Origin of the sequence: Aquipuribacter sp. SD81 (genome assembly GCF_037153975.1) — a bacterium.
In the GTDB taxonomy this organism is placed as follows: Bacteria; Actinomycetota; Actinomycetes; order Actinomycetales; family JBBAYJ01; genus Aquipuribacter.
The window spans coordinates 49,330-75,062 of sequence record NZ_JBBAYJ010000015.1; the positions used below are offsets into that span (position 1 = coordinate 49,330).

A 25,733-nucleotide genomic window follows, 5' to 3' on the forward strand; every position below is an offset into this window, starting at 1 on the left:
GTCTGAGTCAGTGACGGTTATTCGAGCGGTCCTCTACACGCGTCTGTCCGAGTCGGACGAGGCTTCGACCTCTCTCGCGCGACAGGAGGCCGACCTCCGCGCCCTCGCCGACCGCGAGGGCTGGACCGTCACTGAGGTCCTCGCCGACGACGGGCTCTCCGGCGGCAAGGACAGGGTGAAGGCCGACCGTGCGCTCGACCTCCTCCGGAGCGGCGCCGCTGACGTGCTCGCCGTCTGGAAGCTCGACAGGTGGAGCCGGCAGGGCATCGGCACCGTGGCACGCCTCATGGACGTGCTCGAGGAGCGCCCCGAAGCACTCTTCGTCGCAGACCGCGACGGCATCCGGTCCGACCAGGCCGGGTGGCGCCTCACCGCCGCCGTCCTGTCCGAGGTCGCCCGTACCGAGCGGGAGAACACTCAGGTCCGCGTGCGCTCGGCCATCAAGAGGATGCGCCGTGAGGGCCGCTTCCCCGGCGGAAACGTCCCCTATGGCTACCGCACAGCGGCGGCGCCGGACGGCCCGGGCCGCGTTCTCGAGATCGACCCTGACGAGGCCGCCGTCGTGCGCGAGGCCGCCTCTCGCGCCATCGCCGGGGAGAGCCTCTACGCCATCTCCAAGGACTTCGGCAGGCGCGGGCTCAAGCCTCGCCGCGCCAAGGAGTGGAGCATTTCCTCGCTCCAGGTAGTGCTCACGAGCGAGCCCGTCGTCGGTCGCCTCACCAAGGTCTCCCACGTCACCGAGGGCGGCCGCACCCGCCGCGTGCGAGACGTCGTCCGCGACGACGACGGCAACCCCGTCCAGATGTGGCCGCCCGTCCTCGACCTCGAGACCTGGCACCGCGTCCGGGCACGCTTCTCCGCCCGCGGGGAGAACGCCGTGGCGCCTCGCCGCCGCCGCGCCCGTCTCCTGTCCGGCATCGTCACCTGTGGACTATGCGGACGGCCGCTGTACGTGCGGACCAACGCTCGCCAGGACCTCGCCTACGCATGCAGTGCTGGCTCGCAGGGCAAATCCTGCCCCGGCGTCTCGATCTCCTGTCCGCACCTCGAGGACTACGTGACGGAGCAGTTCCTCGCCGACGTCGGTCCGGCGGAGGTGGTCGACCGCGTCGTGGAGGCGCCCGACGACGCCGACGCCGCCGAGGTGGAGGCCTCCATCGCCGCGACGACGCGGCAGATGGGCGACGACGACGCCGACGTGGAGGCCCTGTCCAAGCGCCTCGCCGCGCTCAAGGAGCGCCGGGCCGTCATCCGCTCACGTCCGCGAGAGCGCCGGGTCCGCATCGTCCCCACCGGCCGCACCTTCGCCGAGGAGTGGGAGGACGGCGACCTCGTCCGCCGCCGCGAGCTCCTCGAGGCCAACACGGCCGTCATGGCCATCGCCAAGGGCAAGAAGGGCCGGAAGACCTTCGACCCGTCCCGCGTGACGTGGGTGACGACGCCACCGCATCCCGCGGACGCAGAGCACCCCAACGCGCTCACGTCCCCGCGCCGCGTGGTCTGAGCAGATCCGAGATCCTCGCAGACCTCCTAGGTGAGAGGGCCTGTAAACGGCCCGCCGACCGAGGAGCCCCCACCGTGCCCGCGTCGACGACGCTCGAGGACCACCTAGTCACGCGCTACCCGGACGACACCGTCCCCGAGGCCGCCGCCCGCCGGGCCGCGGTCCTCCGCGCCGCCCTGCGCCGCGTCCGCGCCGCCGAGGTTATGGAGCGCGCGACGTTCAAACGCTGCCCCCAATGCGCGCGAGACCTGCCGCTCGAGAGCTTCCACCGGAAACTCCGCGCGGCCGGACGGGCGCGCCTCCTCGTGCAAGGAGTGCCGACGCGGCCGACACTGAGTGACGACGCGGGGCCGGAGCGTGGCGGCCGGTGGGGTTTTGGTGCTCCAGGTGGGGTTTTCCCACTTCTCCCCCATTACCTCTATATGGAGGCTCTCTTATAAGGGGAATGGGGGCAGGTGGGCCAAAACCCCACCTGAGACCTTAAAACCCCACCTAGCCCTCCGCGGCGAGCCCCCGTGAGCGCCTGGGTCACTCTGCTCGCAGACGTCCCAAGTAGAGACCACCGCCGGCCGGTCGACGCCGACCCCGCGCCCCTGGCGTCCCCTTCCGCCTTGCCGAGCGCCCGGCTCCCGGCCGGCGGTCTCCTCCCTCGCCACAAGGCCGTCCGACTCGTCCCGTGCGGGTCGGACGGCCTCCCTCTCGCCCCTGTTCCGGCCAATCGCCGGCGACCGTCCGAACCTAGGAGCCCCGCCCCATGGCCCGACGCCTGACTTGCTCGGTATGCAACTCGACCTTCGACGCCAACCCGCAGGGCCGTCCGCCGGAGACGTGCTCCACGGAGTGCCGCCGCGTCGTCCGCTCGCGCTCCGAGGCCAACCGGGTCGCCCGCAAGCGCGCCGCCACCCGAGAAGAGGCCCTCGACGCCTTCCGCTCTCTCGCCCGCGCCGAGGCCGAGGCCGCCCTTGAGCGCGCTGGCATCGCCGCTCGCCGCTGACCGCGCGGCCCAACCACTTCCCCGGCCGTCGTGTCGGGGAGGGAGTCCGTGGTGGGACTTGCAGAAGACCCGACCCGCTGAGAGCACCGCGACGCCATCGCGGAGCTCGGTGGGTCGGGTCTTCGCCCCTCCGCCCGAGACCTCCCGCCCCCACTCGTCAAGCGTGACGGACCGCCCGTGACGGGACTGACGAGGACCCCGCGAAACCGCTGGTCAACGGCCGCGCCTCAACGCGTCACCGCACCGAGTCCGGTGTTGAAGAGCGCATGACGGGGTTGGCCCCCGGCGACAACTCCCACCACCCCAGACCTCCGCCAGAAGGACTCCCCCGTGCGACGCCCCACCATCGAGCAACTGGCCGCCGACCTCGGCGCCACCGACCCTGTCCCCACCGACGACGGCCTCCGCGCCCTCTGCCCCGCGTGCATGACCGGCGCAGCCCTCACGATCACCACTCCTGTCCCCGGAACGGGCGCGACCCTGTCGTGTGCGTCCGGATGCCACCTCGGCGACATCGCGGAGGCACGAGGCCTCACCCAGGCACGCCTCGACGCGTTCCTTGAGAGCGCCACGACCCGCGACGCCCCGGCCGCTGCAAGTAACCTCGCCGCCGGCCTCCTGGACCGGCACGACCTGTCCAGCCTCCCGGCCGCTGAGCCGCTCATCGCCGACACGCTCGACCGTCGCACCGTCGCCTTCCTCGCCGGCGCACCCGGCTCCTACAAGACCTTCACCGCGCTCGCGTGGGCGTGCTCCATCGCCACGGGCACCGCGTGGCTGGGACGCCAGGCCGAGCCCGGCAAGGTGCTCTATGTCGCAGCAGAGGGCACAGGTGGCCTCGACGCCCGCGTGACCGCTTGGGAGCGGCACAACGGGATGACAGTCCCCGCCGGGAAGCTCACTGTCTTCCCGGACGCCTTACCGCTGGCAGACCCTGAGGTCCTGGAGGGCGTGTGCCGTCTCGCCGCCGCGGAGGACTACGACCTCGTGGTCGTGGACACCCTCGCCCGAGCCGCCCACGGCCTCGTTGAGGAGAGCTCGAAGGACATGGGCCTCCTCATGGACGCTGCGCACCGCGTCCGCCGAGCGACAACCCGCGGCACCGTCCTCTTCCTCCACCACTCCTCCAAGAGCGGCGCCACCCTTCGCGGGTCCTCTGCGCTCGAGGGCGCCAGCGACACCGTCTGGACGTCCACCCGCAAGGGCCGCGGCGTGCTGCTCCGGTGCGTCCGCGCCAAGGACCGCGACTTCGACGCCGACGTCTTCGACCTGGCACCGAACGCGTCCGGTGACTCCATCGTCCTCGCCCTCCGCGACGACACCGAGCAGGACAAGACCCCTGGCGGTCTCCGCGAGGAGACGCTCACCGTCTGGCGGGACCTCGACCAGACCTTCGGCGCCGCCCGGCAGACCTTCTCGAGAAGCGAGGCCTTCCGAGCGGTCCGTGAGGCCGCGCGGGACGACGCCACGGGCCTCTCCGACGCGACGCTCCGCCGGCGTCTCAACGACCTTCTCGAGCTCGGCACGGTCGTCCGCGTCGCGGCACCCTCCGGCTCCCGCGCCGACCGCTTCACCTTGGCCCGCGACACCGCAGAGCGTCACGGCCTGCCGCTGCACAACGTCATGCGCGACGACGGCGACACGTTCCTCGACGCCGTCACCGCGCCGGCCGCCTGAGACCCACAACTCCCCCACCACGGAAGGACCACCATGACCGCCACCCTCACCCGTCCCGCGCCGCTCACGCTCCCCGGCTGGCTCCGCGAGACCTCCGCGACCGACGCCGAGGCCTCCGACCTCCTCGAGGCCCTCAGCGAGGTCGGCGCCCGCCCCCGCCAGCCCGGCGGCCTCATCGGCGCCGCACGCCGCTACGGCCTGCCGCTGAGGCTCCACACCATCGCCGCCCGCGTCGCCGCGGACTACGTCACCGCCCGCGACGCCCGGGAGGCGGAGATCCTCGAGCACCGCCTCACCGCCCGCGAGGAGGCCGCCGTCACCGACGTCCGCCCCTCCCGCGACGGCGGCCACCTCGTGTACGCGGAGTGCGCGAGGTGCGGCCGCACCGTCCAGCACGGCGGCGGCCCGGTCGACGGTCCCGTCGACCTCGGCCACCGCACGGCCCACTGCGAGTGCTCGGACTACTTCCTCGTGGACCCCAACGGCGTGGTCGCCGCCCTTGGCCTCACCGCCTCGCCGGAGGCGTGACGGTGCCCTGGGAGACGTCCAACCGCCGGAGTCGCCTACCCCGCGACTGGCAGACCCGACGGCGACAGATCCTCAACCGTGACGGTCACTCCTGTCGCACCCTGGACCCCGAGACCGGGCAGATGTGCTGCGCGCCCGCCCGAGAAGTCGACCACGTCATCCCCGGCGACGACCACCGGCCGTCCAATCTCCGCGCCATTTGTACGCCGTGCCACCGCGTGAAGAGCAGCGCCGAAGGCCGGGCGGCCATGAAGTCTCGGACCTTGGCCAGGCGTGCATGACTTGGACTGGCCGTGGACGGCACTAGTCGTCTCTGCTATCACGCGAGCAGACCCCTTCACCAGAATGGTCGGCTTGCTGCTCGGACTGCCGGAAGCCGGACAAGCGCAGGTTCGAGACATTGTCACCTATGAGAGGGGACCCCTTGGTGTTCTCGTCCCATCCTTCAATGGTGACACCCTCGACATTGACCATGTTGACGAGGTGATTACTGGACCCATCGCCATACAGGTTGCTGATCGTCACCCCCCGACTACTTCGGATTCTATGGAATGCACCAGCGCCGCCGCCCGGACGAGCCGGAGAAACGTCACTACGGTCATAACGCAAATCGACATAATGACCCTTGCATGCTGCGTGAGGACACTTGAACTCGCCCTTCGGTTCCCGCTTGCCGAGGAAGACGAAGGTGTCATCGCACCAGACGCAGCGATATACCGTAGATGGTGACGGCGTGCCCGACGGCCACGTCCGCGCAGAATCTCGGAAGTCGATACGGTTGCCACATTCGCGGCATTCGGTCTTGAACCGTCGTGCCCGCTTAGTCGACTCGACCACCAGCAATATGGAAGCGCTACATTCAGAGCAGACAAATAGGAAGCGAAGCGACGGAGTGCCTCTCATATTGCTGCTCCGCATACGCGCCCGCTAATTGGCACCATCATCGCCTCGCTCCGTGATCTGCTCGAAGTCAAGATCCTCGGCGTCATCCGCTTGAAGTATCTGCCGACCCTTCGTGACGCTGATTGGCCCACTATGCATACGTCGCAGGGAGCCGAAGTGCATCAACGGAACGGCTGAGTCTGTGGGGGAGCCGGCGGTCGTGCTGCGACTGCGAGACAACCGCTCAGCCAGTCCGGCCAGGACAGTGCCAAGGACACCGAGCGTGGCGACAACAACGCCTGCCAGGGTGCGAGGCCAACCCGGCTCTGGCAGGAACCAGGCTCCGAGAGCAGCACCGAGCGCGGCGAGGGTCAGCGCCACGCCAGCCGCCGAACGAAGCGGGGAGCCAGTCGTTGACGGCGTCTGCACGCACGCACGTTACGTCTTCGTCCCTCGAACTTGGAAGAGATATGCAACTTGCGCTGCCGCTGCGCTCCGTCACGATGCGCCGCACGCCAGGTCAGTCGCTCCTATGGGCGCCAGCCGGGGCCGCAGTCGGCGTGGCAAATGCACGGCACCAGGGCGACGTGACGACACCGCCCCCTCACCGGGTGGGGGGGGTTCCCTTGCGCTCCCTCTTCAAACAGTCGGAGAGGGCTGGCCCTCGACCTCCGCGTAGTAGCGCCTGGCGTTTTTCTGACCACCACCCGCACCCCGGAAGGGACCCATGAACCCCGAACCCACCGCCGACCACGACGCCTACGAGTGCCCTCCTCCGCCGGCCGGCATCACCGAGCGCGCCGCCGCGTTCTGGTCCGACTTCCACGACGAGATGGACGAGGACGACCTCGACCCGGACGCCCGCGAGACCGCCATCCTCACCGAGGCCGTCCGCGCCATGAGCACCGTCGACCGCCTCGAGGACCAGGCCTCGCGCCTCGAGTCCGTCCTCGTCCCCGGCTCCACCGGCAACGAGCGCGTCCACCCGGTCCTCGCCGAGATCGACAAGAACCGCAAGACCATCGCCACCCTCCTGACCGCGCTCAAGCCGCCGGCGGACCGCTCCGCCATCGGGAGGGCCAACGCGGCACGGCGCCGCGACCGGCGGAGGTGACGCGCCGTGCCTCGAGCTCGCCGCCGTCCCCGCGCCGCTCCCCTCCCCGCGACGCCGCACCGCTCCGGTGACCCCGTCCTGGACGAGGCCCGGACCGCCGTAGCGGCCCTGTACGCGCTGGACGGCACCTCGTCCCTCCTCCGGGCCTTCACCGCCCGCCACGGCCACGCGGAGGACGCCGTCGCCGCTCTCCGATCCGCTCACCGCGAGCAGACGACCGCCACGGGGCTCTCCGTCTCCTCGGCCGCGTGGCAGCACGCGGTCCGCGACCTCTCCGACCCCTAGGAGTCCCCCGTGCCACACCCCTCCCGTGACGCCATCGGCGCCGCGGCCCGTGAGGCCTACGCCTCATGGTCCGGCCGTCGCCGCGGTCCCAACGGCCGCGACGAGGTGGAGGGCCGCGTCTTCGCCCTCCACGGCTCCGACCGGGCGGTTTGTGCGGCTCTTGCCCGCGCCCGCCGCGCTCGCCTCGAGCACGACACGAACACGGCTCTCGCCCGCCGCGTCCTCGCCGACCTCGAGGCCGCCCCCACCAGCCACACCGAAGGAGCTTGACCATGCCCACGATCACCGAGCGCAACGCCCGCGCCACCGCCGCCCGCGGCCGCGTCCCGGCCGTCAACTACAACCCCTCGGCCATCCCCGGCGCCGCCACGGCCGTCGCCACGTTCGCCACGCTCGCCGACACCGCGGTCTCCGCCGAGGTCGCCGAGCACGCCCGCATGGTCGCGCTGTACCGCGACGCCGACGCCGCCCTCCGCGCTCACGAGACCCGCGACCTCGAGGAGGCCGAGGCCGAGGACCGCGCCGCCCTCGCCGACGCCCTGGCCGCCGGCAAGGACGACCCCGGCACCGCCGCCGCGGACGCCTTCCGCGCCGAGCGCACCCGCTTCCAGCGCCACGCCGAGGCCACCGGCGTCGCACTCCTCAAGGCCTTCCACGTCCTCCTCGACGCCATCGCCGAGCAGGAGGCCACCCTCAACCGCGAGGCGACCCGCGCCGAGACCAAGGCCCGCGCGTCCCTCGAGCGCGCGGTCACCTCCGCCCGCGAGGCCACGTCGGCCCTCGACCGCGCCGCCCGCGTCCGAGCCGTTGTCGGCCAAGCCCTCGAGCGCGGAGAGCGCATGAAGACGACCACGGGCACCCCGAGCGCCACGGCCCTCGTCGTCGGCCGCGAGGCCCTCCGGCCCGGCGCCCTCCTGGACGCCCTCGCCGGCTACCGGAAGGACGACGCGTGAGCGAGCACAGAGCCGCACCCGAGCTCGACCTCAAGGCCATGCGCCGCGGCGTCGTCACAGCCGCCGGCTACGACGAGGACGTCGCCCGTTGGGTCCGCGGCTCCACTCCCGACGAGGTGGAGGCCGACCTCGCCGCGTTCGTGGCCGCGTCGGGCCTGCTCCGCGACGTCGGACCGGAGGACTCCGGCCAGGGCTCTCGCCGGCCGCCGCAGATGCGGCGCCTGCCGGGCCTCGGCGACGCCCTCCGAGGCCTGGCCTCCGACGGCGGCCGCAACCGCGAGGTGACGGCGGGGGTCCGCCGATGAGCGCCCTCGACCCCTCCGACCCGCACACCTTCTGGCGCGCCGTCCGCGTCCTCGCGCGCTACGCCGATGTCCGACTCCGACTCGACACGTCCGGCTTCAGATGCCAGGGCGACACCGCCAGTTCGCCAGCTTCTCCACTGCCTGTCGGTCGTTCTTCAACCCTAGACGCCTCAAGTAGCCGGCAGGACCGCTCGTCATGCCCCAGATGTCCCTCATCGAGTGCGGGCGCTTACTAGCCTTCCACCATGGCAACCGTGAGCGACCTCGCCCCTGGGTACAACCTGTCCCGAGCGTGGATGAAGCGCTTGAGCGTCCTTGACTGGGTCTACGACAGAGGCGGCGACGCTCCAGGTACGTTCGTGCCACTTGCGGACCTCCTTGGCGGGGAGCCGAAGGCGGCGCAAGCACTCGCTATGGAGATTGAGGAACTCGGGCGCCGAGGTTGGCTGACGGTTGCCGCCACGTACGATCTGCCAGACTGGTCGTGCGCGCTGACCGTCGCGGGACTGGAATTCCTGGAAGAGGTGCGCAAGCGTCGCGGCGACGTGATTCCTCGTCGTCGCAGCGCTAGGGATGCACTTCTTCACTGGTTGTTCGCCATCAGATGCCAGGCCGCGCCAACTCCCGCCAACGTGAGGGAGTTCGCAACGAGTCCATATGGTTCATATTACGGGCACGCCTTCAACGAGACCGAGATAACTCAGGCCATCGAGTACCTCATGAAATCGGGTTACGTCATGGCCACCAGGGCCATGCGAGGCGACATCCTCCATCCCTCTATCACCGCCCAAGGTGAGCAGTTGCTCGAGCAGGGGCTATCGGTCAACGCGGTCCCGCCGAAGGACGCTGCTGACGACGCGCCACCTCCGCTCCACATACACGTCAACGGTTCGAACAACAACGTGGCCGCCTTCAGCCCCGGCGCCTCTCAGTCCGTCAGATTGAGCCAGGAGAATCAGCGCCAGATTCTCGCCGTAGCGGACGCTCTCACTGACACCATAGAGCTTCTCGGCCTCAAGGACGAGCAGCGCGATGAGGCACAGCGCGTCTCAGACTCCCTGAGAGGGGAGATTGCTTCGGCCGCCCCCGCGGTCAGTCGATTGCGGCAACTCCTGTCGAAGGCGCAGGACGTCGCGGTCTCGGGAACGGGCACCGCTGTTGGACAAGCTGTAGTGGCATTAGCGCAGCAGGCACTTGACGGTATGACTAACGTATGACCTCTTCAACCTCGCGCGCCCAATGGTGGGGCATATCTGGCATTGCCCTCCTTGGCCTACTGGTGGCCGTCAGCGCCATGGCAGACAACGCACCCGCACGCTTCCTAACAGCCCTTCTCCTCATCGTCGCTTGCGGACTAGCGTTGCTGGCGCGACGGATGACCAATTGGCCACGGTATGCGCTTGGCATAGTTGCCAGCGTCATCGCGGTGGCCGGAATAGTGGTCGGCGTCAGCGGGTGGCCGAACTCGGAAGAGGATGGATCCGGCAACGCACTAACTGAGGCAGTGCCTCCGCCTGAGATCATCACAGCGGCCGCGCCCGACGAGGGACCAGAGGAGTCAATCGGCGTTGAGACGCCCGCCGAGAGTATGCCGGGAGAAGTGACGATAGGCCTGGCCGCTGAGGAGTTCACCATTGAGGCCGGCGGCACCCATACGTTCTTGGATGGTGCTGTCGTTGTTGGCGCGCCCAATGTCTTCTCCAACTGGAGCCAGATCCGAGCGACCACGAACGTCGAGGAGTGCCCGAAGCAGAATATGGATGCAGGGCAGAGCTCCGTGCTCGAAGCGGAATCTGAGGGGATCAGGTTCTGGGCACGCGTTACGGTCCTCGACATCGCCACCAACACGGCCGTCGCCGTGCGAGTCGAGGAGGACACCGTCTGGGATCTCGTGGTGGGGCGTTGCTGACCTGCCTGGTCCGGTGTTGTGCATAGCAGACCAGCCCTCTCGCCCCGCAGCAGCCCAAAAGGTCCAGCTAGCCAAACGTCGCCGTTCAGCGCCTAGATGGCGTTTACAGCCGCGCACGAGCCACGACACGTTGCGCCCACAGTGTGCATGTCTCAGAGGCCACGGGTTGTGTTCAGGCCCCGAGGTCGTTTCGGCCCCACGAGACCATGGCGAAACCCACGCTGCTCAGGACGCTCGCCAGCATCCATGGGGACCATGCGGGTCCTGCGACGTCAAGGACCTGATCGATGAAGAGCGTCAGTCCGGCACCACCGAGCGTTCCCCCGAGCAGAAAACGCCTCTGGGCAGAACCTGCCGGCGTCAGTCGCTCGAGCGATTCGGCCACGCGGTAATGAACCGCCGTGGGGTCGTCGGCGCCTACTCGCTTGGCGATGCGGCGGGCTGCGCGTCCCAGTCGACGCTCGAAGGCCGCAACAGCCTGTGCGCGATACTCATCCCCGGTCACTCAGTCTCCCCTAGCGTTCGAAACGGATAACGGACAAGGCTCCGCCTTGGGAGCCTGTGTCCCCGTCGCTCTCGGGGAGTGGTGCGGTCGATCAACATGAGTGGAACTGCGTTGCGGGAAGAACACTAGTTGCAGCCGCACCTCCGGTCAAGCCCGAGCCTGTACCGCTGAAGGGTCTTCGTTGGCGGGCCGAGCATGAGCAGGTGGTGCCCGCCGGCCGCGACGACCTCCAGCGCGCGCCGGCCCATCGGCTGCCCCACCACGTCGCACAGGTCCCCGCCGGGGACGGGCCCGGAGCCGGTCGGCGCGACCAGTTGTGGCGCCGGTGGAGGCGGGGGCCGCTCCTCGCCGCGGTGCAGGGCGACGGCGTCGCGCAGGGTCGTCACCCCGTGCACCCGGACCCCGGGCACGAGGGCCGCCTCGGCGGCGGCGGACGCGGGCACGACGACGTCGCGCACCCCGGCCCGCCGCAGGCCGAGGACGGCCGGCAGGACGCCCGGGGTGCGGCGCACGCCGCCGTCCAGCCCGAGCTCGCCGACGTGGCCCATACGGGCGACGTGCTCCGGCACCTCGCCCATCGCGCCGAGCACGGCGACGGCCACGCCCAGGTCGAACGCCGTGCCGCTCTTGGGCAGGCCCGCGGGCGACAGGTTGACGGTGAGCCGCTGCTGCGGCGCCGTCCAGCCGCTCGCGGTGAGGGCCGCGCGCACGCGGTCACGGGCCTCGAGGACCCCCGCGTCGGGCAGGCCGGTTACGATCCACTGCACGAGGCCCTGGCTCACCTGCGCCTCGACCTCGACCGGGTGCCCGTCCAGGCCCAGCAGCGCCGCGCAGACCGTCCGGCCCAGGCGCGTGCCGCTCACCCCACACCCCGCACGTGCTCGACGTCGGCCTGCCCGTCGGGACCGAGCTGCACCGCGACGACGTCGACCCGGACGCCGCCGGCGTGCCGGACCCGGTCGGCGGGGCTCTGCTCGCCCCACCACACCCCGAACAGCCGGCGCAGCCGGCGCACCTTGCCCGGGCCGACGGACTCCAGCGCGCTGCCGCAGCGCCCGCCGCGCCGGGTGCGCACCTCGACGACCACGACGTCACCGTCCGGGTCGAGCGCGACGACGTCGAGCTCACCCGGGCAGTCGCGGGCGCGGCTGCGCCAGTTCGCGTCGAGCACCCGCCAGCCCGCCGCGACCAGCCGGTCGCGGACGAGCTCCTCCCCCAGCCGGCCCGTCGCCGCCTTGTCCGCCTGCGTCGTCATACGGGCAGCCTCGCCCGCTCGGGCCCCGCCTGGGCGGGACGGCGGCGGCCGCTGTGGACGGCCGGGCACCCGGTGGGCTGTGAGGACGTCGCCGGAGCGTCGGCACGTCCGAAGCCGAGGTCCGGGGCCCAGGGCCCAGGACCCGGGGCTCAGGACCCGAAGTCGCCCTTCGGCACCTGCAGGTCCGACTTCGCCATCTCCTCGACGTTCACGTCGCGGAAGGTGACGACACGGACGTCCTTGACGAAGCGCGCGGGGCGGTACAGGTCCCACACCCACGCGTCGGCGAGGTGCACCTCGAACCACACCTCGCCCTCCGCGCCCCGCGGGGTCACCTCGACCCAGTTGGCCAGGTAGAAGCGGCGCTCGGTCTCCACCACGTAGCTGAACAGCCCCACGACGTCGCGGTACTCGCGGTACAGCTGCAGCTCGAGCTCGGCCTCGTACTTCTCCAGGTCCTCCGCGCTCACGGGCCCATCGTGGCACCGCGAGCGCCCCCGCCCGTCCCCGGCGCGACCGAGCCGACGTCGAGGGGGCCGTTCAGACTGCTCAGTCGCGTCGCTGCTCCACCCAGTGCTCCTCGAGCCAGTCGCTCTCCTCGGGCGTGAACAGCCGCGAGCGGATGAGGAACCGCACCCCGCGCGGCGCCTCGAGGCTGAAGCCGGCCCCGCGACCCGGCACGACGTCGATCGTGAGGTGGGTGTGCTTCCAGTACTCGAACTGCGGGCGCGACATCCACACGTCCACGGGCCGCTCCACGCCGACCTCGACCGTTCCGAGGTGGACGTCCGACGGCCCGGTGAGGAAGTCGCCGTCGGGGTAGCACATGGGCGAGCTGCCGTCGCAGCAGCCGCCGGACTGGTGGAACATCAGCGGGCCGTGCTCCTCGGTGAGCTCGCGCAGCAGCGCGGCCGCCTCGTCGGTGACCGCGACCCGCTCGACCGTCGTGCTCTCCACGGGACCTCCTCGTCGTGGTGGGGGCGGTGCCCCGACGCCGCCGCACGGGCGGCGGCGCCGGGACGCCGGTGGACCGGGGCCGGCCGGTGCCGGCCGGTGGGACGCGACCGTCAGAAGAAGCCGAGCTTGTTGGGCCGGTAGCTCACGAGCAGGTTCTTCGTCTGCTGGTAGTGGTCGAGCATCATCGCGTGGTTCTCGCGGCCGATGCCGGACTGCTTGTAGCCGCCGAACGCCGCGTGCGCGGGGTAGTCGTGGTAGCAGTTCGTCCACACCCGGCCGGCCTTGATGTCGCGCCCGGCCCGGTAGGCGGTGTTGATGTCGCGGGACCACACGCCGGCCCCGAGGCCGTAGAGGGTGTCGTTGGCGATCTCCATGGCGTGGTCGTAGTCGCGGAACGACGTCACCGACACGACCGGGCCGAAGATCTCCTCCTGGAAGATCCGCATGTCGTTGCGGCCCTCGAAGATCGTCGGCGTCACGTAGTAGCCGTCGGTGAGGTCGCCGCCGAGGTCGGCGCGCTCGCCGCCGGTGACGACGCGGGCGCCCTCGGCCTTGCCGATCTCGATGTAGGACAGGATCTTCTCGAGCTGGTCGTTGCTCGCCTGCGCGCCCATCATCGTGTCGGTGTCGAGCGGGTTGCCCTGCTGCACGTGCTTGGTGCGCTCCGTCGCGTCGGCGAGGAACTTGTCGTAGATCGACTCCTGGATGAGGCCGCGCGAGGGGCATGTGCACACCTCGCCCTGGTTGAGGGCGAACATCGTGAAGCCCTCGAGGCACTTGTCGTAGAACTCGTCGTCGGAGCGGGCGACGTCCTCGAAGAACACGTTGGGGCTCTTGCCGCCGAGCTCGAGGGTGACGGGGATGAGGTTGTTCGAGGCGTACTGCATGATCAGCCGGCCGGTCGTCGTCTCGCCCGTGAAGGCGATCTTGGCGATCCGGCTGCTGGACGCCAGCGGCTTGCCGGCCTCGACGCCGAAGCCGTTGACGATGTTGAGGACGCCCTCGGGGAGCAGGTCGCCGACGAGCGTGACCCACTCCATGATCGAGGCGGGCGTCTGCTCGGCGGGCTTGAGCACGACGGCGTTGCCCGCGGCCAGCGCCGGGGCGAGCTTCCACGTCGCCATGAGGATCGGGAAGTTCCACGGGATGATCTGCCCGACGACGCCGAGCGGCTCCTTGAAGTGGTAGGCGACCGTGTCGGCGTCGATCTGCGACAGGTGCCCCTCCTGGGCACGGAGCACACCCGCGAAGTACCGGAAGTGGTCGACCGCGAGCGGCAGGTCGGCGGCGAGGGTCTCGCGGACGGCCTTGCCGTTGTCCCACGTCTCGAGGACGGCGAGGCGCTCGAGGTTCTCCTCCATGCGGTCCGCGATCCGGTTGAGGACGACCGAGCGCTCCGCGAGCGACGTCCGGCCCCACGCCGGTGCGGCCTTGTGCGCGGCGTCGAGGGCGAGGTCGATGTCCTCGTGGGTGCTCTGCGCGACCTCCGTGAACGCCTTGCCCGTGACCGGGCTCGGGTTCTCGAAGTAGCGCCCGCGGACCGGCGCGACGAACTGCCCGCCGATCCAGTTGTCGTAGCGGCTGTCGTAGGCCGCGATGCTGCCCTCGGTGCCGGGGGCGCTGTAGACGGTCATGGCTGCGTGCCTCCCTGTGGTGGTCGGCGCCCTCGCCGACCTCGTCACGGACGCTAGGTCGGGGACGGTTGCACGACCGTTGCACGGGCTGCGGGCCTGCTCCGGACGGGTGAGGCTCCCGGGTCGGCCCGTCCCGCGGCCCAGGACCCGGGGCTCAGAACCCGCGGCGCAGCGCGTCGAGCCGCGCGACGGCCTGCGACCGGCGCGGCGAGGCGTACGGCAGCTCGCGCACCAGCCGCTGCCACGCCTCGACGTCGTCGCGGCCGCCACCGGAGGCCCACCGCCACAGCGTCTCGGTCGAGCCCGAGCGCAGGACGGTGCCGCGCAGGCCGGCCTCCAGCTCGTGCCGGGCCCGCAGCGCGACGGGTGCCTCGCTGCCCGGCAGCAGCGGCCCGGCGTACAGGTCGAGGGCGCGGCGGTGCGCCCCGCGCGCGAGGGCGCTCGCGACGGCCTCGGCGTCGGTGCGGACCGGCAGCAGCAGGCGGTAGGGCCGGGCGGCGACCGCGTCGCGACCGAGCACGCGACGCAGCACCGCCCGCAGCCGCGACACCTCCGCGCGGACCGTCACCGGGGACAGCAGCTGCTCGCTGAGCGACTCCGCGAGGACGTCGCCGGTGACGCCGGCGGGCGCGGCGGCGAGGACGAGGAGGATCTCCGCGTGCCGCGGGGTCAGCGTCACGGACTCCTCGCCGACGTGCAGCGTCGGCGTGTCGGTGCCGAGCACCTCCAGCCAGGCCCGCGGCCGGGCGGGGCTCGCGCGGACGGGCCGCTCGCCGCCCGCGAGGCTCTGCTCGACCGCCGCGACGGCCGCCCGGACGAGCGCGAGGGCGTACGGGGAGGCGACCTCGGGGCCGCCGGTCACGTCGACGGCGCCGACCACGCCGCCGGCGGCGTCGTGCACGGGCGCGGCCGAGCACGTCCACGGGTGCACCGGCAGCGCCCAGTGCTCGCCGGAGACCACCTGGACCGGCTGGTCGAGGGCGAGCGCGGTGCCCGGGGCGTTCGTGCCGGCGTGCGACTCGTCCCACAGGGCGCCGGGGGTGAACCCGAGCGTGTCGAGGTCGCGCCGCACCCGGCCGTCGCCCACGACGTGCAGCAGGCGGCCGTCGGCGTCGGACACCGCCAGCACGTGCCCCGCGTCGGCGACGTCGACGAGCAGGCGCTCGAGCAGCGGCATGGCCGCCGACAGCGGGTGCTCGCGCCGCAGCTCGGCGAGCGTGCCGTCGTCGATGTCGACGTCGAGGGCGGGCCGCTCGGGGTCGACCCCCGCGGCGCGGCTGCGCCGCCACGACGCCTCCACGAGCGGCCGGACGGCTCCCGGGGCAGGCGGAGCACCGCGCTGGTCGGGCGGGGCGCTGGGCCCGGCCCGGTGGGCGGCGTCGTGCACCTGGCCTCCGCTCCGGCGGGGAGACGACCGGCGTGGGCGCCGGGTGGGACCTGTCGAGGACTGGCCGGCTCAGTCTCGCACGGCGGGTGCGAGCCCGTCAGGGGTCCGCGGACCCGGGGCACCCGGCCGGGCGCCCTCGGCGAGGACCCTGAGGTTCCACGAGCGCCGGTGGTGCCCGCACGGCCCGTGCAGGCGCAGGGCGGCCAGGTGCTCCGGCGCGCTGTAGCCCTTGTTGTGCTGCCAGCCCCAGCGCGGGTCGCGGTCGCCGAGCTCGCTCATGAGGCGGTCGCGCGTCACCTTCGCCAGCACCGAGGCCGCCGCGACGGCCGCGCAGCGGCGGTCGGCCTTCGGCATGAGGTCGACGGGCGGGCCGGCCGGGGCGGCCAGGCCCGACAGCTCCCACGGCACCTCGGGGACGTGCGGCGCCCGGATGCGGCGCGGCCCGGCGTCCACGCCGTCGGACGGCTCGTCGAGCCCGTCGAGCAGGTCCCCCTGGACGTCCGTCGGCTGCGGCCGGTGCAGCCAGTCGTAGGTCCCGTCGAGCAGGAGCCGCTCGGGTGGCACCGGGAGCGAGGCCAGCGCCCGGAGCCCGGCCACGCGCAGGGCGAGCAGGATCCCCCAGGCGTCGATCTCGTCGTTGTCGGCGTGACCGACGGCCCAGGCGGGCGCCCAGCGCTGCAGGCGGGGCACGAGCCGCTCCCGCTGCAGCGGGGTGAGCCGCTTGGAGTCGTCGAGGCCGGGCGGGGCGGAGCGGGTGGCGGGGTCGACGACGACGACCCCGACGGTGACGGGCCCGGCGAGCGCGCCGCGGCCGACCTCGTCCATGCCGCCGACCCACGCGAGCCGGTGCTCGCGCATGGCCGCGCGCGCGAGGCGCAGCGACGGGCGGGACGTCGGGGCGAGGGGTCGGGGGCTCATCGCGCCCAGGATGTCAGGAGACGCCCTCGAGGCCGCCGACGCCGTCGAAGACCTCCTCGGGTGTCGGGAGGGTGCCGAAGCGGTCGAAGGGCCACATGACGAGGACGGCGCGCCCGACGACGTTCTCCAGCGGGACCATGCCGCCCCCGGGCTGCCCGAGCTGGTAGCGGGAGTCCTCCGACACCGAGCGGTGGTCCCCCTGCACCCACAGGCGCCCCTCGGGCACCTCGACGGCGAACTCGAGCGTCGACGGCTCGTCGCCGGGGAACAGGTAGGGCTCCTCGATCGGCTCGCCGTTGACGAGCAGGCGCCCCTCGTCGTCGCAGCACTCGACGGTGTCGCCGGGCAGCCCGATGACGCGCTTGATGAGGTGCTCGCCGGAGTTCGCGGGCAGCAGCCCGACGAAGGTGAGCGCCCGCACGTGCGGGGGCGGCTCCTCCGCCAGCGGCGGCAGCCACCCGCCGGGGTCGACGAACACGACGACGTCACCGCGCTCCAGCGTGCCGGGTCCGGGCTCGAGCTTGCTCACGAGCACCCGGTCGCCGACGAGGAGGGTCTCCTCCATCGACTCCGAGGGGATGTAGAACGGCTGCACGAGGAACGTCTTGACGACGACCGCGATGGCGAGGGCGACGACGACGGTGCCGCCGACCTCGGCGAGGTCACGTCGGACCCGTGCCCACCCCCTGGGCTGCTCCCTCACGCCGTCCTCCGGCTCGGTCCCGTCGCCGCTCCCCCGCGGAGCGTCGTCCTGGCCGCCCACCAGGTCGTCCCACCCCGGTTCGGGCGTACCGGCGTCGCCCGAGGGCGCCGCCGGGTAGGGAGGCTCCTGTCGCGGCACGCCCGGTCGGCTCAGGCCGAGGGCGTGGTCTCGCGGCGCTCGCGGATGCGCGCGGCCTTGCCGCGACGCTCGCGCAGGTAGTACAGCTTCGCGCGGCGGACGATGCCGCGGCTGGCGACCTCGACGTGGTCGATGACCGGGGAGTGCAGCGGGAACGTGCGCTCCACGCCGACCCCGAAGCTCACCTTGCGGACCGTGAAGGTCTCCCGCACGCCGCCGCCCTGGCGGCGGATGACGACACCGGTGAAGACCTGGATGCGCGAGCGCGTGCCCTCGACGACCTTGACGTGCACCTTGACGGTGTCGCCGGCGCGGAACTCGGGGACGTCGCTTCGCAGCTGGGCGCTGTCGAGGGAGTCGAGGGTGTGCATCGGGTGCCTTCCCGGTCGGTGCCGCAGGCCACCGGCCTCGCCGGGCAGAGCCCGGCCTACGAGGTGCTGACGAGTGTGGGACGGGCTGGTGCGCCCGGACGTGCGCGGTCTCCCCCTGCGGCAGGTGGACCGGCCCGCAGAAGGATGCCACAGCCCGCGCCCGCGACGTGAATCCCGACCGACGGCCCGGTGGCGCTCAGGTGCCCGCGCGGGCGAGGACGCCGTCGCGGGGCACCCAGCCGAGCGCCGCGAGCGTGGCGAGGTCGTGACGGTCCAGGTCGTCGACACCGCGGCCGGCGAGCAGGTCGGGGCGGCGCTCCGCGGTGCGCCGCAGCGAGGAGTCGCGCCGCCAGCGCGCCACCCGGGCGTGGTCGCCGCTGGTGAGGACCGCGGGCACGTCGAGCCCGCGCCACGAGGCGGGGCGGGTGTACGCGGGGGCCTCGAGCAGGCCCGCGCTGTGGCTCTCCTCCACGACGCTCGCGGCGTTGCCGAGCACGCCGGGCAGCAGCCGGCCGACGGCCTCGACGACGACGAGGGCGGCCGCCTCACCGCCGGCGAGCACGTAGTCGCCGATGCTGAGCGGGGTGACGCGGTGGTGCCGGGCGGCGTCGTCGAGCACGCGCTCGTCGATGCCCTCGTAGCGCCCGCACGCGAGCACGAGCCACGGCTCGGTGGCGAGGGCGGCGGCGCGCGCCTGGTCGAAGCGCTCCCCGGCGGGGCTCATGACGAGCAGGTGCGGGACGGCGTCGTCGCCCAGCTCGGCGCGGCCGTCGGCGCGGACGGCGTCGAGGGCCTCGCCCCACGGCGGCGGGGTCATGAGCATCCCGGCGCCCCCGCCGAAGGGGGCGTCGTCGACGGTGCGGTGCACGTCGTGGGTGAAGGTGCGCAGGTCGTGCACGTGCAGGCCGATCTGCCCGCGCTCGACCGCGCGCCCGACCAGCGACAGGCGCAGGGGGGCGAGGTACTCGGGGAAGACGGTGAGGACGTCGAGTCGCACCGCTCAGCCGTCCCCGGCCGGGTCCTCGAAGAGCCCGCCCGGCGGGTCGAGCGTGACCGTGCCGCCCGCGACGTCGACCTCGGGCACGAGCGCGGTGACGAAGGGCACCCGGACGGCGGGGCCGCCCGCCGCGGGGCGCACGACGAGGAGGTCCTGGGCCGGGCCGTGCTCGAGGCCGGTGACGGTGCCGAGTCGGTGCCCGCCGATGGAGACCGCCCGCAGCCCGACGAGGTCGGCCACGTGCCAGGCGTCCGGCTCGGGCGCGTCGTCGGTGGCGTCGACGAGCAGCTCGACGTCGCGCAGCGCCTCGGCGGCGTCGCGGTCGGCGACGCCCTCGAGCGCGAGCAGCCAGCGGCCCTGGTGGGTGCGGGCGCCCGCCACGACGAGGTCGCCGACGTCGGGGTCGGTGGCGAGGACGGCGCCGGGCGCGAGCCGGCGCTCGGGGTCGTCGGTGCGCAGCAGGACCGTCACCTCACCGCGCAGGCCGTGGGCACGCCCAAGGCGGCCGACCACGAGCCAGCGCGGCTCGTCGTCGGCCGCCTCGGGGGTGGGGCCGGTCGTGCTCAGGGTCGGCTCAGCGGCCGTCGAGGTCGACGATGTCGACGCGGACGGGCCCATCCTCGCTCAGGGCGTTGACGACCGTGCGGATGGCCGTCGCGGTGCGCCCGGCGCGGCCGATCACGCGGCCGATGTCGTCGGGGTGCACGCGCACCTGCACGAGCGGGCCGCGGCGGGTGCCGCGCTCGACGACCTGCACGTCCTCCGGGTGGGAGACGATGCCGGTGACGAGGTGCTCGACGGCGTCCGCCAGCACGTCAGGCGCCCTCGGTGGAGGCCTGCCCGCCCTCGGCCGGGGTCTCGGCCGGGGTGTCGGCCGGGGTCTCGGCGGTCGCCTCGGCCGCGGGCTCCTCGGCCTTGGCGGCGGCCTTGCGGCGCGGCGTCGTGGCCTCGCGGGCGTCGCCGCCGTCGGCCTTGGCGTCGCGCATGGCGGCCTCGTACGCCACCTTCTTGTCCGCCTTGGGGGCGGCGACCTTGAGCGTGCCCTCGGCGCCGGGCTCGCCCTTGAAGGTCTGCCAGTCGCCGGTGATCTTCAGCAGGTTGAGGACCTGCTCGGTCGGCTGGGCGCCGACGGACAGCCAGTGCTGCGCGCGCTCGCTGTCGATCTCGATGAGCGAGGGCTCCTCGGTCGGGTGGTACTTGCCGATCTCCTCGATCGCCCGGCCGTCACGGCGGGTACGGGAGTCGGCGACGACGACGCGGTAGAACGGCGCGCGGATCTTGCCCATGCGCTTGAGACGGATCTTGACTGCCACGAGCTGGTGGTCTCCTGAGTCTGGTGTGGGCGCGGGCCCGGCGACCGCGGGTGGGGACCGGGTCGAGGCACGCAGGTGGACACGCACCGGACGGGTAGAGGGCCGTGGCGGCGCGGGTACAGCCGCCTAGTGTGCCACGACGGCGGGGCCGCGCGGGTCCGGCGGCTCGGCCCCGCCGCCGCGCACGAGGCGGCCCCGGAGCACGACCGCCCGCGGGTGGGCGAGCACGCCCGGCTCGGTGACGGGGTCGGCGTCGTGCACGACGAGGTCGGCGGACGCGCCCTCGGCGAGCCCGTCGCGCCCGAGCCAGCGCCTCGCGGCCCACGAGCCCGCGCCGACGGCCACGAGCGGCGGCAGTCCCGCGCCGACCAGCTCGGCGACCTCCTGCGCGACCAGGCCGTGCGGCAGCGAGCCGCCGGCGTCGGTGCCGACGAAGAGCGGCACGCCCGCCTCGTGCAGGTCGCGGACGTTCTGCAGCCGACGGGCGTGCAGCGCGCGCATGTGCGCGGCCCAGCGGGGGAACTTGTCCTCACCGCGCGCGGCGAGCTGCGGGAACGTCGCGATGTTGACGAGCGTCGGCACGACGGCGACCCGCTGGTCGGCGGCCGCGGCGACGGTGGCGGGGCCGAACCCGGTGCCGTGCTCGATGCCGTCGATGCCCGCGGCGAGCAGGTCGGGCAGGGCGTCCTCGGAGAAGCAGTGCGCCGTCACGCGGGCGCCCTCGGTGTGCGCGGCGTCGATCGCGGCCGCGACCACGTCGGCCGGCCAGAGCGGCGCGAGGTCGCCGAGGTCGCGGTCGATCCAGTCCCCCACGAGCTTGACCCAGCCGTCGCCGCGGCGGGCCTGGTGGCGGACCTCGGCGACGAGGGCGTCGGGCTCGACCTCGGCGGCGTAGTTGCGGATGTAGCGCCGCGGCCGCGCGACGTGCCGGCCGGCGCGGACCACGCGCGGCAGGTCGGGGCGGTCGTCGAGCCAGCGGGTGTCGGCGGGCGAGCCCGCGTCGCGCGCGAGCAGGGTGCCGGCGTCGCGGTCGGTGAGGGCCTGCCGCTCGGTGGTCTCCCGGTCGACGGCGCCGTGGGCGTCCAGGCCGATGTGGCAGTGGGCGTCGACGAGACCGGGCAGGACCCAGCCGTCGACCGTGACGACGTCGGTCCCGGCGGGCAGGTCGGGGCGCTCGAAGGTGACGCTGCCGCCGTGCACCCACGCCTGGCCGCGCACGTCGTCGGCGTCGACGCGGACCGGTCCGGTGAGGTGGAGGACGGGGGCGTCCCCGCCCGCGCCGCCGCTAACCGGACCGGCCACGTCACCTGCCCCGGAAGGCGTCGGGCAGCGACGCGGGGTCGAACGACTGCCCGCCCTGCTCCGAGAGGCCGAAGGCCGCTCCCGAGCCCGAGCCGGCCGCGGCGCCGCCGCGCTGGCCGAGGCCCGCCTCCTCCGCGGCGCGCTTGGCCGGGTTGCCGGAGCGCGAGCCCTTGCGCGCCGCGGCCTTGCCCTTCTTCTGCTTGCCGCGCTTGCCGGGCCCGACCATGCCGGGCACGCCGCCCGGCATACCGCCGCCCGGCATGCCCGGCAGGCCCGGCATCCCGCCGCCGCGGCGCATCTGCCGCATCATCTTCTGCGCCTGCGTGAAGCGCTCGACGAGGCCGTTGACGTCGCTCACCTGCGTGCCGGACCCGCGCGCGATGCGCGCCCGGCGCGAGCCGTTGAGGATCTTGAGGTCGTCGCGCTCGGCGGGCGTCATGGACCGGACGATCGCCTCGACGCGGTCGAGCTCGCGCTCGTCGAACTGCTCGAGCTGCTCCTTCATGTCGCCCATGCCGGGGAGCATCTTCAGCATGTTCTTGAGCGGGCCCATGCGCCGCACGGCCTGCATCTGCTCGAGGAAGTCCGAGAGCGTGAAGTCCTCGCCGCGCTCGACCTTGCCGGCCATCTTCGCGGTCTGCTCGGCGTCGAAGGCGCGCTCGGCCTGCTCGATGAGGGTGAGGACGTCGCCCATGTCGAGGATGCGCCCGGCCATGCGGTCGGGGTGGAACACCTCGAAGTCGGTGAGCTTCTCGCCGGTGGAGGCGAAGAGGATCGGCGAGCCCGTCACCGTCACCACCGACAGCGCCGCGCCGCCGCGGGCGTCGCCGTCGAGCTTCGTCATGACGACGCCGGTGAGGGAGACGCCCTCGTCGAACTGCTTCGCGGTCTCCACCGCGGACTGCCCGATCATCGCGTCGAGGACGAACAGCACCTCGTCGGGCTGCACGGCGTCGCGGATGTCGGCGGCCTGCTGCATGAGGTCGGCGTCGACGCCGAGGCGGCCGGCGGTGTCGACGACGACGACGTCGTGGCCGCGCGAGCGCGCGAGCTCCACGCCGCGCCGGGCGACGTCGACCGGGTCGCCGACCCCGTTGCCCGGCTCGGGCGCGAAGACCGCGACGCCGGCGCGCTCGCCGTTGACCTGCAGCTGCGTGACGGCGTTGGGCCGCTGCAGGTCGGCGGCGACGAGGACGGGGCTGTGCCCCTGCTCCTTGAGCCAGTGCCCGAGCTTGCCGGCGAGCGTCGTCTTACCGGCGCCCTGCAGGCCCGCGAGCATGATGACGGTCGGCGGGTTCTTGGCCAGCCGCAGCCGTCGGGTCTCCCCGCCGAGGATCGCGACGAGCTCCTCGTTGACGATCTTGACGACCTGCTGGCCGGGGTTGAGGGCCTTGCTGACCTCCTCCCCCAGCGCGCGCTCGCGGACGCTCGCGGTGAACTGGCGGACCACCGGCAGCGACACGTCGGCGTCGAGCAGGGCGAGGCGGATCTGCCGGACGGTCGCGTCGACGTCGGCCGGGGAGAGCCGGCCCTTGCCCCGCAGGGACTTGAACGTCGAGGTGAGGCGGTCGGAGAGCGAGGCGAACAAGCGGGTCCCCATCGGTGGGAGCTGGTGGACGGCGGTGCCCCAGGGTAGCCGCCCGGCGCGAGGGCGCGGCGGCTACGTGCTCGCGGCGCGCTCGGGGTCCGCCGCCTCGACGAGCGCGGCGACGAGCTCGGCGACGCGCGGCGGCGCGAGCGGCCCGCCCGCCGCGGCACCACCCGTCCCGGCGGCCCCGCCCGCCTCGGCGACGTAGAGCACGTCGACGGCCTGACCGGCGTGGGTGGCGACGTGGGCGGAGCGGACGTCGGCGCCGCGGTCGGTGAGCGCCCGCCCGAGCGAGGCGAGCAGGCCGGGCCGGTCCCGCGAGCGGACCTCGAGCACGGTCGCGGTGGTGCTGGCGCCGGGCGCGACGACGACGACCGGGCGCTCGTCCTCCCGCCCGGGCCGGCGCAGCCGCGCCGAGGCGTCGCGGCGCTCGAGCCGCGCCAGCAGCGCGGTGTCGCCGTCGGCGAGGCGCTGCAGGTCGGTGCGGAGCACGGCGGGGTCGGGGACCTCGCCACCCGGCTCCACCCACCACGTGTCGACGGCGGTGCCGCCGACGGTCCGCACGAGGGCGGAGCGGACCGCGAGACGGTGGACCGCGAGGACGCCGGCGATGTCGGCGAACAGCCCCGGCCGGTCCGGCGCGACGACCGTGACGGTCGTCAGGCCCTCCACCGGTGCGAGCGCGATGCGGCTGCCGCCGTCGCGGGCGACCTCGGCGACCAGCGCCTCCTCCCCCGGCGTGAGGGGGGCTGGCCCGAGCGGGTCCTCCCCGCGCATGACGGCCCTCGCGCGGCGCACGAGGTCGTCGACGAGCCGGGCGCGCCACGGGCTCCACGCCGCCGGCCCGGCCGCGAGCGCGTCGGCCTCGGTGAGCGCGCGCAGCAGGGTGAGGACGTCGCCCCGGCCGCCCACCGCGGCGACGAGGTCCTCGACCGTGCGGGGGTCGTCGGGGTCGCGCCGGGTCGCGAGGTCGACGAGCGTGAGGTGCTCGGCGACGAGCCGCTCCACCACGTCGCAGTCGGGTGCGGCCAGCCCCACGCGCTCGGCGACCCGACGCGCCAGCGGCGCCCCGGTGCGGGCGTGGTCGTGCGCGCCCGGCAGCTTGCCGAGGTCGTGCAGCAGGCACGTGAGCAGCAGCAGGTCGGGCCGGGAGACGTCGCGCAGCAGCCGAGCCGCCTCCACGCACGCCTGCACCTGGTGCCGGTCGACCGTCCAGCGGTGGACGGCGTTGCGCTGGGGCCGGTTGCGCACGCCCTCCCACTCCGGCAGCCAGCGGACGACGAGGCCCTCGAGGTCGAGCGCCTCCCACACGCCGGGCAGGTGCTCGCCGGCGCCGAGCAGCTCGACGAGCGCGTCGCGCGCGTGCGTCGGCCACGGCTGCGGCAGCTCCGTCGTCGCGGAGGCGAGGTGCTGCACCGTGACGGGGCTGAGCGGCAGCCCCGCGCGGGACGCGGTCGCGGCCGCGCGGAGCGCGAGGGCGGGGTCGCGCTCCGGGCTCGTGCCCGTGCCGAGCACGACCTCACCGTCGTGCTCGACGAGCCCGTGCCCCAGCGGGCGCAGCCGCGGCCGCCGGGGGCCGGGCCGCCAGCGCCGCTGCGGCAGCGCCTGTCGCGCCCGCCTCACCGTGACGTCGACGGCGTAGGCGACCCCGCGCCCGGCGTCGGCGAGGTGCGCGAGCAGGCGGTCGGCGTCGTCCTCCCCCACGACCGCGGCGACGGCGTCGTGCTCGGGCAGCACGAGCCGGTCCCCGGGCCGGCCCGTGACGACGTGCAGGGCGTCCCGCACGTCGAGGAGGTACGTGTGGGCGGCGTCGATCGCGCGGCCGTGCGGCCGGTCGGTGAGCCACGACGCCGCGAGGGCCCGCAGCGTCGTGACGTCGCGCAGGCCGCCGCGGGACTCCTTGAGGTCCGGCTCGAGCAGGTGGGCGAGGTCGCCGTGTCGCTCCTTGCGCTCGGCGAGCGCGTCGAGCACCTGCGGCAGCCGGCGGCGCGCCCCCTGCCGCCAGTCGGTGAGGAGCACCGTGCGCACGTGCTGCACGAGCGCGGCGTCCCCGGCGACGGGGGTGAGGTCGAGGAGGCCGACGGCGGCGGCGAGGTCGGCCGCGGCGACGTCCCGGCACTGCGCGGTGGTGCGGACCGAGTGGTCCAGTCGCAGCCCCGCGTCCCACAGCGGGTACCACAGCGCGTCGGCGAGGGCGGCGAGCCGCTCGGTCGGCAGCCGCCTGCCCTCGTGGAGCAGGAGCAGGTCGAGGTCGCTGACCGGGCCCGCGTCACCTCGGGCGAGGCTGCCGACGGCCGCGAGCGCGACCCCGCCGGGCGGGTCGGCCGCGAGGCCCGTCGCCTCCAGTGCGTCGTCCCACACCTCGCGCAGCCGGCCGAGGAGCAGGTCGGTGTGCGCACGACGCCGGGCCGGGCCGGCGAGCTCGGACCGGACGGCGAGCTGCAGCAGCTCCCGGCCCAGGCCGCGGGTGCGTGAGCGGGTGACGTCCACGGGTCCTCCCTCCAGGGACTCGGG

At 73.5% G+C, this 25,733-nt stretch carries 29 protein-coding genes; 11 read left to right on the forward strand and 18 right to left on the reverse strand.

Annotated features, from left to right (window positions below; all coding sequences use genetic code 11):
• Positions 1-10: 10 nt before the first annotated feature.
• From WAA21_RS10635 to WAA21_RS10650, 4 genes are all read left to right on the forward strand, one after another.
• On the forward strand, positions 11-1,504 hold the full coding sequence (locus tag WAA21_RS10635; protein WP_336922767.1) for a recombinase family protein: 1,494 nt from the start codon (positions 11-13) through the stop codon (positions 1,502-1,504).
• Between the two features lie 754 nt (positions 1,505-2,258).
• Positions 2,259-2,498 carry a hypothetical protein gene (locus WAA21_RS10640; protein WP_336922768.1) on the forward strand — a complete coding sequence of 80 codons (240 nt, stop codon included), beginning with the start codon at positions 2,259-2,261 and terminating at the stop codon, positions 2,496-2,498.
• 330 nt (positions 2,499-2,828) lie between these two features.
• The gene (locus tag WAA21_RS10645) at positions 2,829-4,175 is read left to right on the forward strand and encodes an AAA family ATPase (RefSeq protein WP_336922769.1); all 1,347 of its coding nucleotides are present in this window, start codon (positions 2,829-2,831) and stop codon (positions 4,173-4,175) included.
• Positions 4,176-4,208: 33 nt separating this feature from the next.
• On the forward strand, positions 4,209-4,703 hold the full coding sequence (locus WAA21_RS10650) for a hypothetical protein (RefSeq protein WP_336922770.1): 495 nt from the start codon (positions 4,209-4,211) through the stop codon (positions 4,701-4,703).
• Positions 4,704-5,006: 303 nt separating this feature from the next.
• On the opposite strand, the gene WAA21_RS10655 is transcribed toward WAA21_RS10650, so the two are convergent.
• Positions 5,007-5,228 carry a hypothetical protein gene (locus WAA21_RS10655; RefSeq protein ID WP_336922771.1) on the reverse strand — a complete coding sequence of 74 codons (222 nt, stop codon included), beginning with the start codon at positions 5,226-5,228 and terminating at the stop codon, positions 5,007-5,009.
• 1,084 nt (positions 5,229-6,312) lie between these two features.
• Between WAA21_RS10655 and WAA21_RS10660 the strand changes: the two genes are divergently transcribed.
• From WAA21_RS10660 to WAA21_RS10690, 7 genes are all read left to right on the forward strand, one after another.
• Positions 6,313-6,699, forward strand: coding sequence for a hypothetical protein (locus tag WAA21_RS10660; protein WP_336922772.1), 387 nt, complete (start codon positions 6,313-6,315; stop codon positions 6,697-6,699).
• 6 nt (positions 6,700-6,705) lie between these two features.
• Complete coding sequence (locus WAA21_RS10665) at positions 6,706-6,984, forward strand: hypothetical protein (RefSeq protein WP_336922773.1); 279 nt, start codon at positions 6,706-6,708, stop codon at positions 6,982-6,984.
• A 9-nt stretch (positions 6,985-6,993) separates the two neighbouring features.
• Positions 6,994-7,254: a hypothetical protein gene (locus tag WAA21_RS10670; protein ID WP_336922774.1), complete on the forward strand. Its 261-nt coding sequence runs from the start codon at positions 6,994-6,996 to the stop codon at positions 7,252-7,254.
• 2 nt (positions 7,255-7,256) lie between these two features.
• Positions 7,257-7,937, forward strand: coding sequence for a hypothetical protein (locus WAA21_RS10675; RefSeq protein ID WP_336922775.1), 681 nt, complete (start codon positions 7,257-7,259; stop codon positions 7,935-7,937).
• Positions 7,934-8,242, forward strand: a complete 309-nt coding sequence (locus WAA21_RS10680) for a hypothetical protein (protein WP_336922776.1) — start codon at positions 7,934-7,936, stop codon at positions 8,240-8,242. Before WAA21_RS10675 ends, WAA21_RS10680 begins: the two co-directional genes overlap by 4 nt.
• Positions 8,243-8,496: 254 nt before the next feature.
• Positions 8,497-9,459 carry a hypothetical protein gene (locus tag WAA21_RS10685; RefSeq protein WP_336922777.1) on the forward strand — a complete coding sequence of 321 codons (963 nt, stop codon included), beginning with the start codon at positions 8,497-8,499 and terminating at the stop codon, positions 9,457-9,459.
• Positions 9,460-9,521: 62 nt separating this feature from the next.
• Positions 9,522-10,151: a hypothetical protein gene (locus tag WAA21_RS10690; RefSeq protein WP_336922779.1), complete on the forward strand. Its 630-nt coding sequence runs from the start codon at positions 9,522-9,524 to the stop codon at positions 10,149-10,151.
• A gap of 172 nt (positions 10,152-10,323) precedes the next feature.
• Here WAA21_RS10690 and WAA21_RS10695 read toward each other — a convergent pair whose 3' ends face one another.
• The 17 genes from WAA21_RS10695 to WAA21_RS10775 all read right to left on the reverse strand — a co-directional run bounded on the left by WAA21_RS10695 (position 10,324) and on the right by WAA21_RS10775 (position 25,709).
• Complete coding sequence (locus tag WAA21_RS10695; RefSeq protein ID WP_336922780.1) at positions 10,324-10,656, reverse strand: hypothetical protein; 333 nt, start codon at positions 10,654-10,656, stop codon at positions 10,324-10,326.
• A 125-nt stretch (positions 10,657-10,781) separates the two neighbouring features.
• Entirely contained in the window at positions 10,782-11,519 is a 738-nt protein-coding gene (locus tag WAA21_RS10700) for a magnesium chelatase domain-containing protein (protein WP_336922781.1), read from the reverse strand.
• Positions 11,516-11,911: a YraN family protein gene (locus WAA21_RS10705; protein ID WP_336922782.1), complete on the reverse strand. Its 396-nt coding sequence runs from the start codon at positions 11,909-11,911 to the stop codon at positions 11,516-11,518. The genes WAA21_RS10700 and WAA21_RS10705 overlap by 4 nt, the downstream gene beginning before the upstream one ends.
• A gap of 149 nt (positions 11,912-12,060) precedes the next feature.
• Positions 12,061-12,381, reverse strand: coding sequence for a DUF2469 domain-containing protein (locus tag WAA21_RS10710; protein WP_336922783.1), 321 nt, complete (start codon positions 12,379-12,381; stop codon positions 12,061-12,063).
• Between the two features lie 79 nt (positions 12,382-12,460).
• Positions 12,461-12,868 carry a DUF779 domain-containing protein gene (locus tag WAA21_RS10715; RefSeq protein WP_336922784.1) on the reverse strand — a complete coding sequence of 136 codons (408 nt, stop codon included), beginning with the start codon at positions 12,866-12,868 and terminating at the stop codon, positions 12,461-12,463.
• A 110-nt stretch (positions 12,869-12,978) separates the two neighbouring features.
• Positions 12,979-14,502, reverse strand: coding sequence for an aldehyde dehydrogenase (gene adh / locus WAA21_RS10720; protein WP_336922785.1), 1,524 nt, complete (start codon positions 14,500-14,502; stop codon positions 12,979-12,981).
• A gap of 154 nt (positions 14,503-14,656) precedes the next feature.
• Positions 14,657-15,889 (reverse strand): GAF domain-containing protein, encoded by a 1,233-nt coding sequence (locus WAA21_RS10725; protein WP_336922786.1) that lies wholly within the window; start codon positions 15,887-15,889, stop codon positions 14,657-14,659.
• 69 nt (positions 15,890-15,958) lie between these two features.
• Entirely contained in the window at positions 15,959-16,807 is an 849-nt protein-coding gene (locus WAA21_RS10730) for a ribonuclease HII (protein ID WP_336922787.1), read from the reverse strand.
• Between the two features lie 13 nt (positions 16,808-16,820).
• The gene (lepB, locus tag WAA21_RS10735; protein ID WP_336922788.1) at positions 16,821-17,510 is read right to left on the reverse strand and encodes a signal peptidase I; all 690 of its coding nucleotides are present in this window, start codon (positions 17,508-17,510) and stop codon (positions 16,821-16,823) included.
• Positions 17,511-17,659: 149 nt separating this feature from the next.
• The gene (gene rplS, locus WAA21_RS10740; protein WP_336922789.1) at positions 17,660-18,019 is read right to left on the reverse strand and encodes a 50S ribosomal protein L19; all 360 of its coding nucleotides are present in this window, start codon (positions 18,017-18,019) and stop codon (positions 17,660-17,662) included.
• Positions 18,020-18,215: 196 nt separating this feature from the next.
• Positions 18,216-19,016: a tRNA (guanosine(37)-N1)-methyltransferase TrmD gene (gene trmD / locus WAA21_RS10745; RefSeq protein ID WP_336922790.1), complete on the reverse strand. Its 801-nt coding sequence runs from the start codon at positions 19,014-19,016 to the stop codon at positions 18,216-18,218.
• A 3-nt stretch (positions 19,017-19,019) separates the two neighbouring features.
• Entirely contained in the window at positions 19,020-19,634 is a 615-nt protein-coding gene (gene rimM / locus WAA21_RS10750) for a ribosome maturation factor RimM (protein ID WP_336922791.1), read from the reverse strand.
• Positions 19,591-19,830, reverse strand: a complete 240-nt coding sequence (locus tag WAA21_RS10755; protein WP_336922792.1) for an RNA-binding protein — start codon at positions 19,828-19,830, stop codon at positions 19,591-19,593. Before WAA21_RS10755 ends, rimM begins: the two co-directional genes overlap by 44 nt.
• A gap of 1 nt (position 19,831) precedes the next feature.
• Complete coding sequence (gene rpsP / locus WAA21_RS10760) at positions 19,832-20,329, reverse strand: 30S ribosomal protein S16 (RefSeq protein ID WP_336922793.1); 498 nt, start codon at positions 20,327-20,329, stop codon at positions 19,832-19,834.
• A 126-nt stretch (positions 20,330-20,455) separates the two neighbouring features.
• Entirely contained in the window at positions 20,456-21,631 is a 1,176-nt protein-coding gene (locus WAA21_RS10765) for an amidohydrolase family protein (RefSeq protein WP_336922794.1), read from the reverse strand.
• Between the two features lies 1 nt (position 21,632).
• Positions 21,633-23,219 carry a signal recognition particle protein gene (ffh, locus tag WAA21_RS10770; RefSeq protein ID WP_336922821.1) on the reverse strand — a complete coding sequence of 529 codons (1,587 nt, stop codon included), beginning with the start codon at positions 23,217-23,219 and terminating at the stop codon, positions 21,633-21,635.
• A gap of 72 nt (positions 23,220-23,291) precedes the next feature.
• Entirely contained in the window at positions 23,292-25,709 is a 2,418-nt protein-coding gene (locus WAA21_RS10775) for a [protein-PII] uridylyltransferase (protein ID WP_336922795.1), read from the reverse strand.
• Positions 25,710-25,733 lie beyond the last annotated feature (24 nt).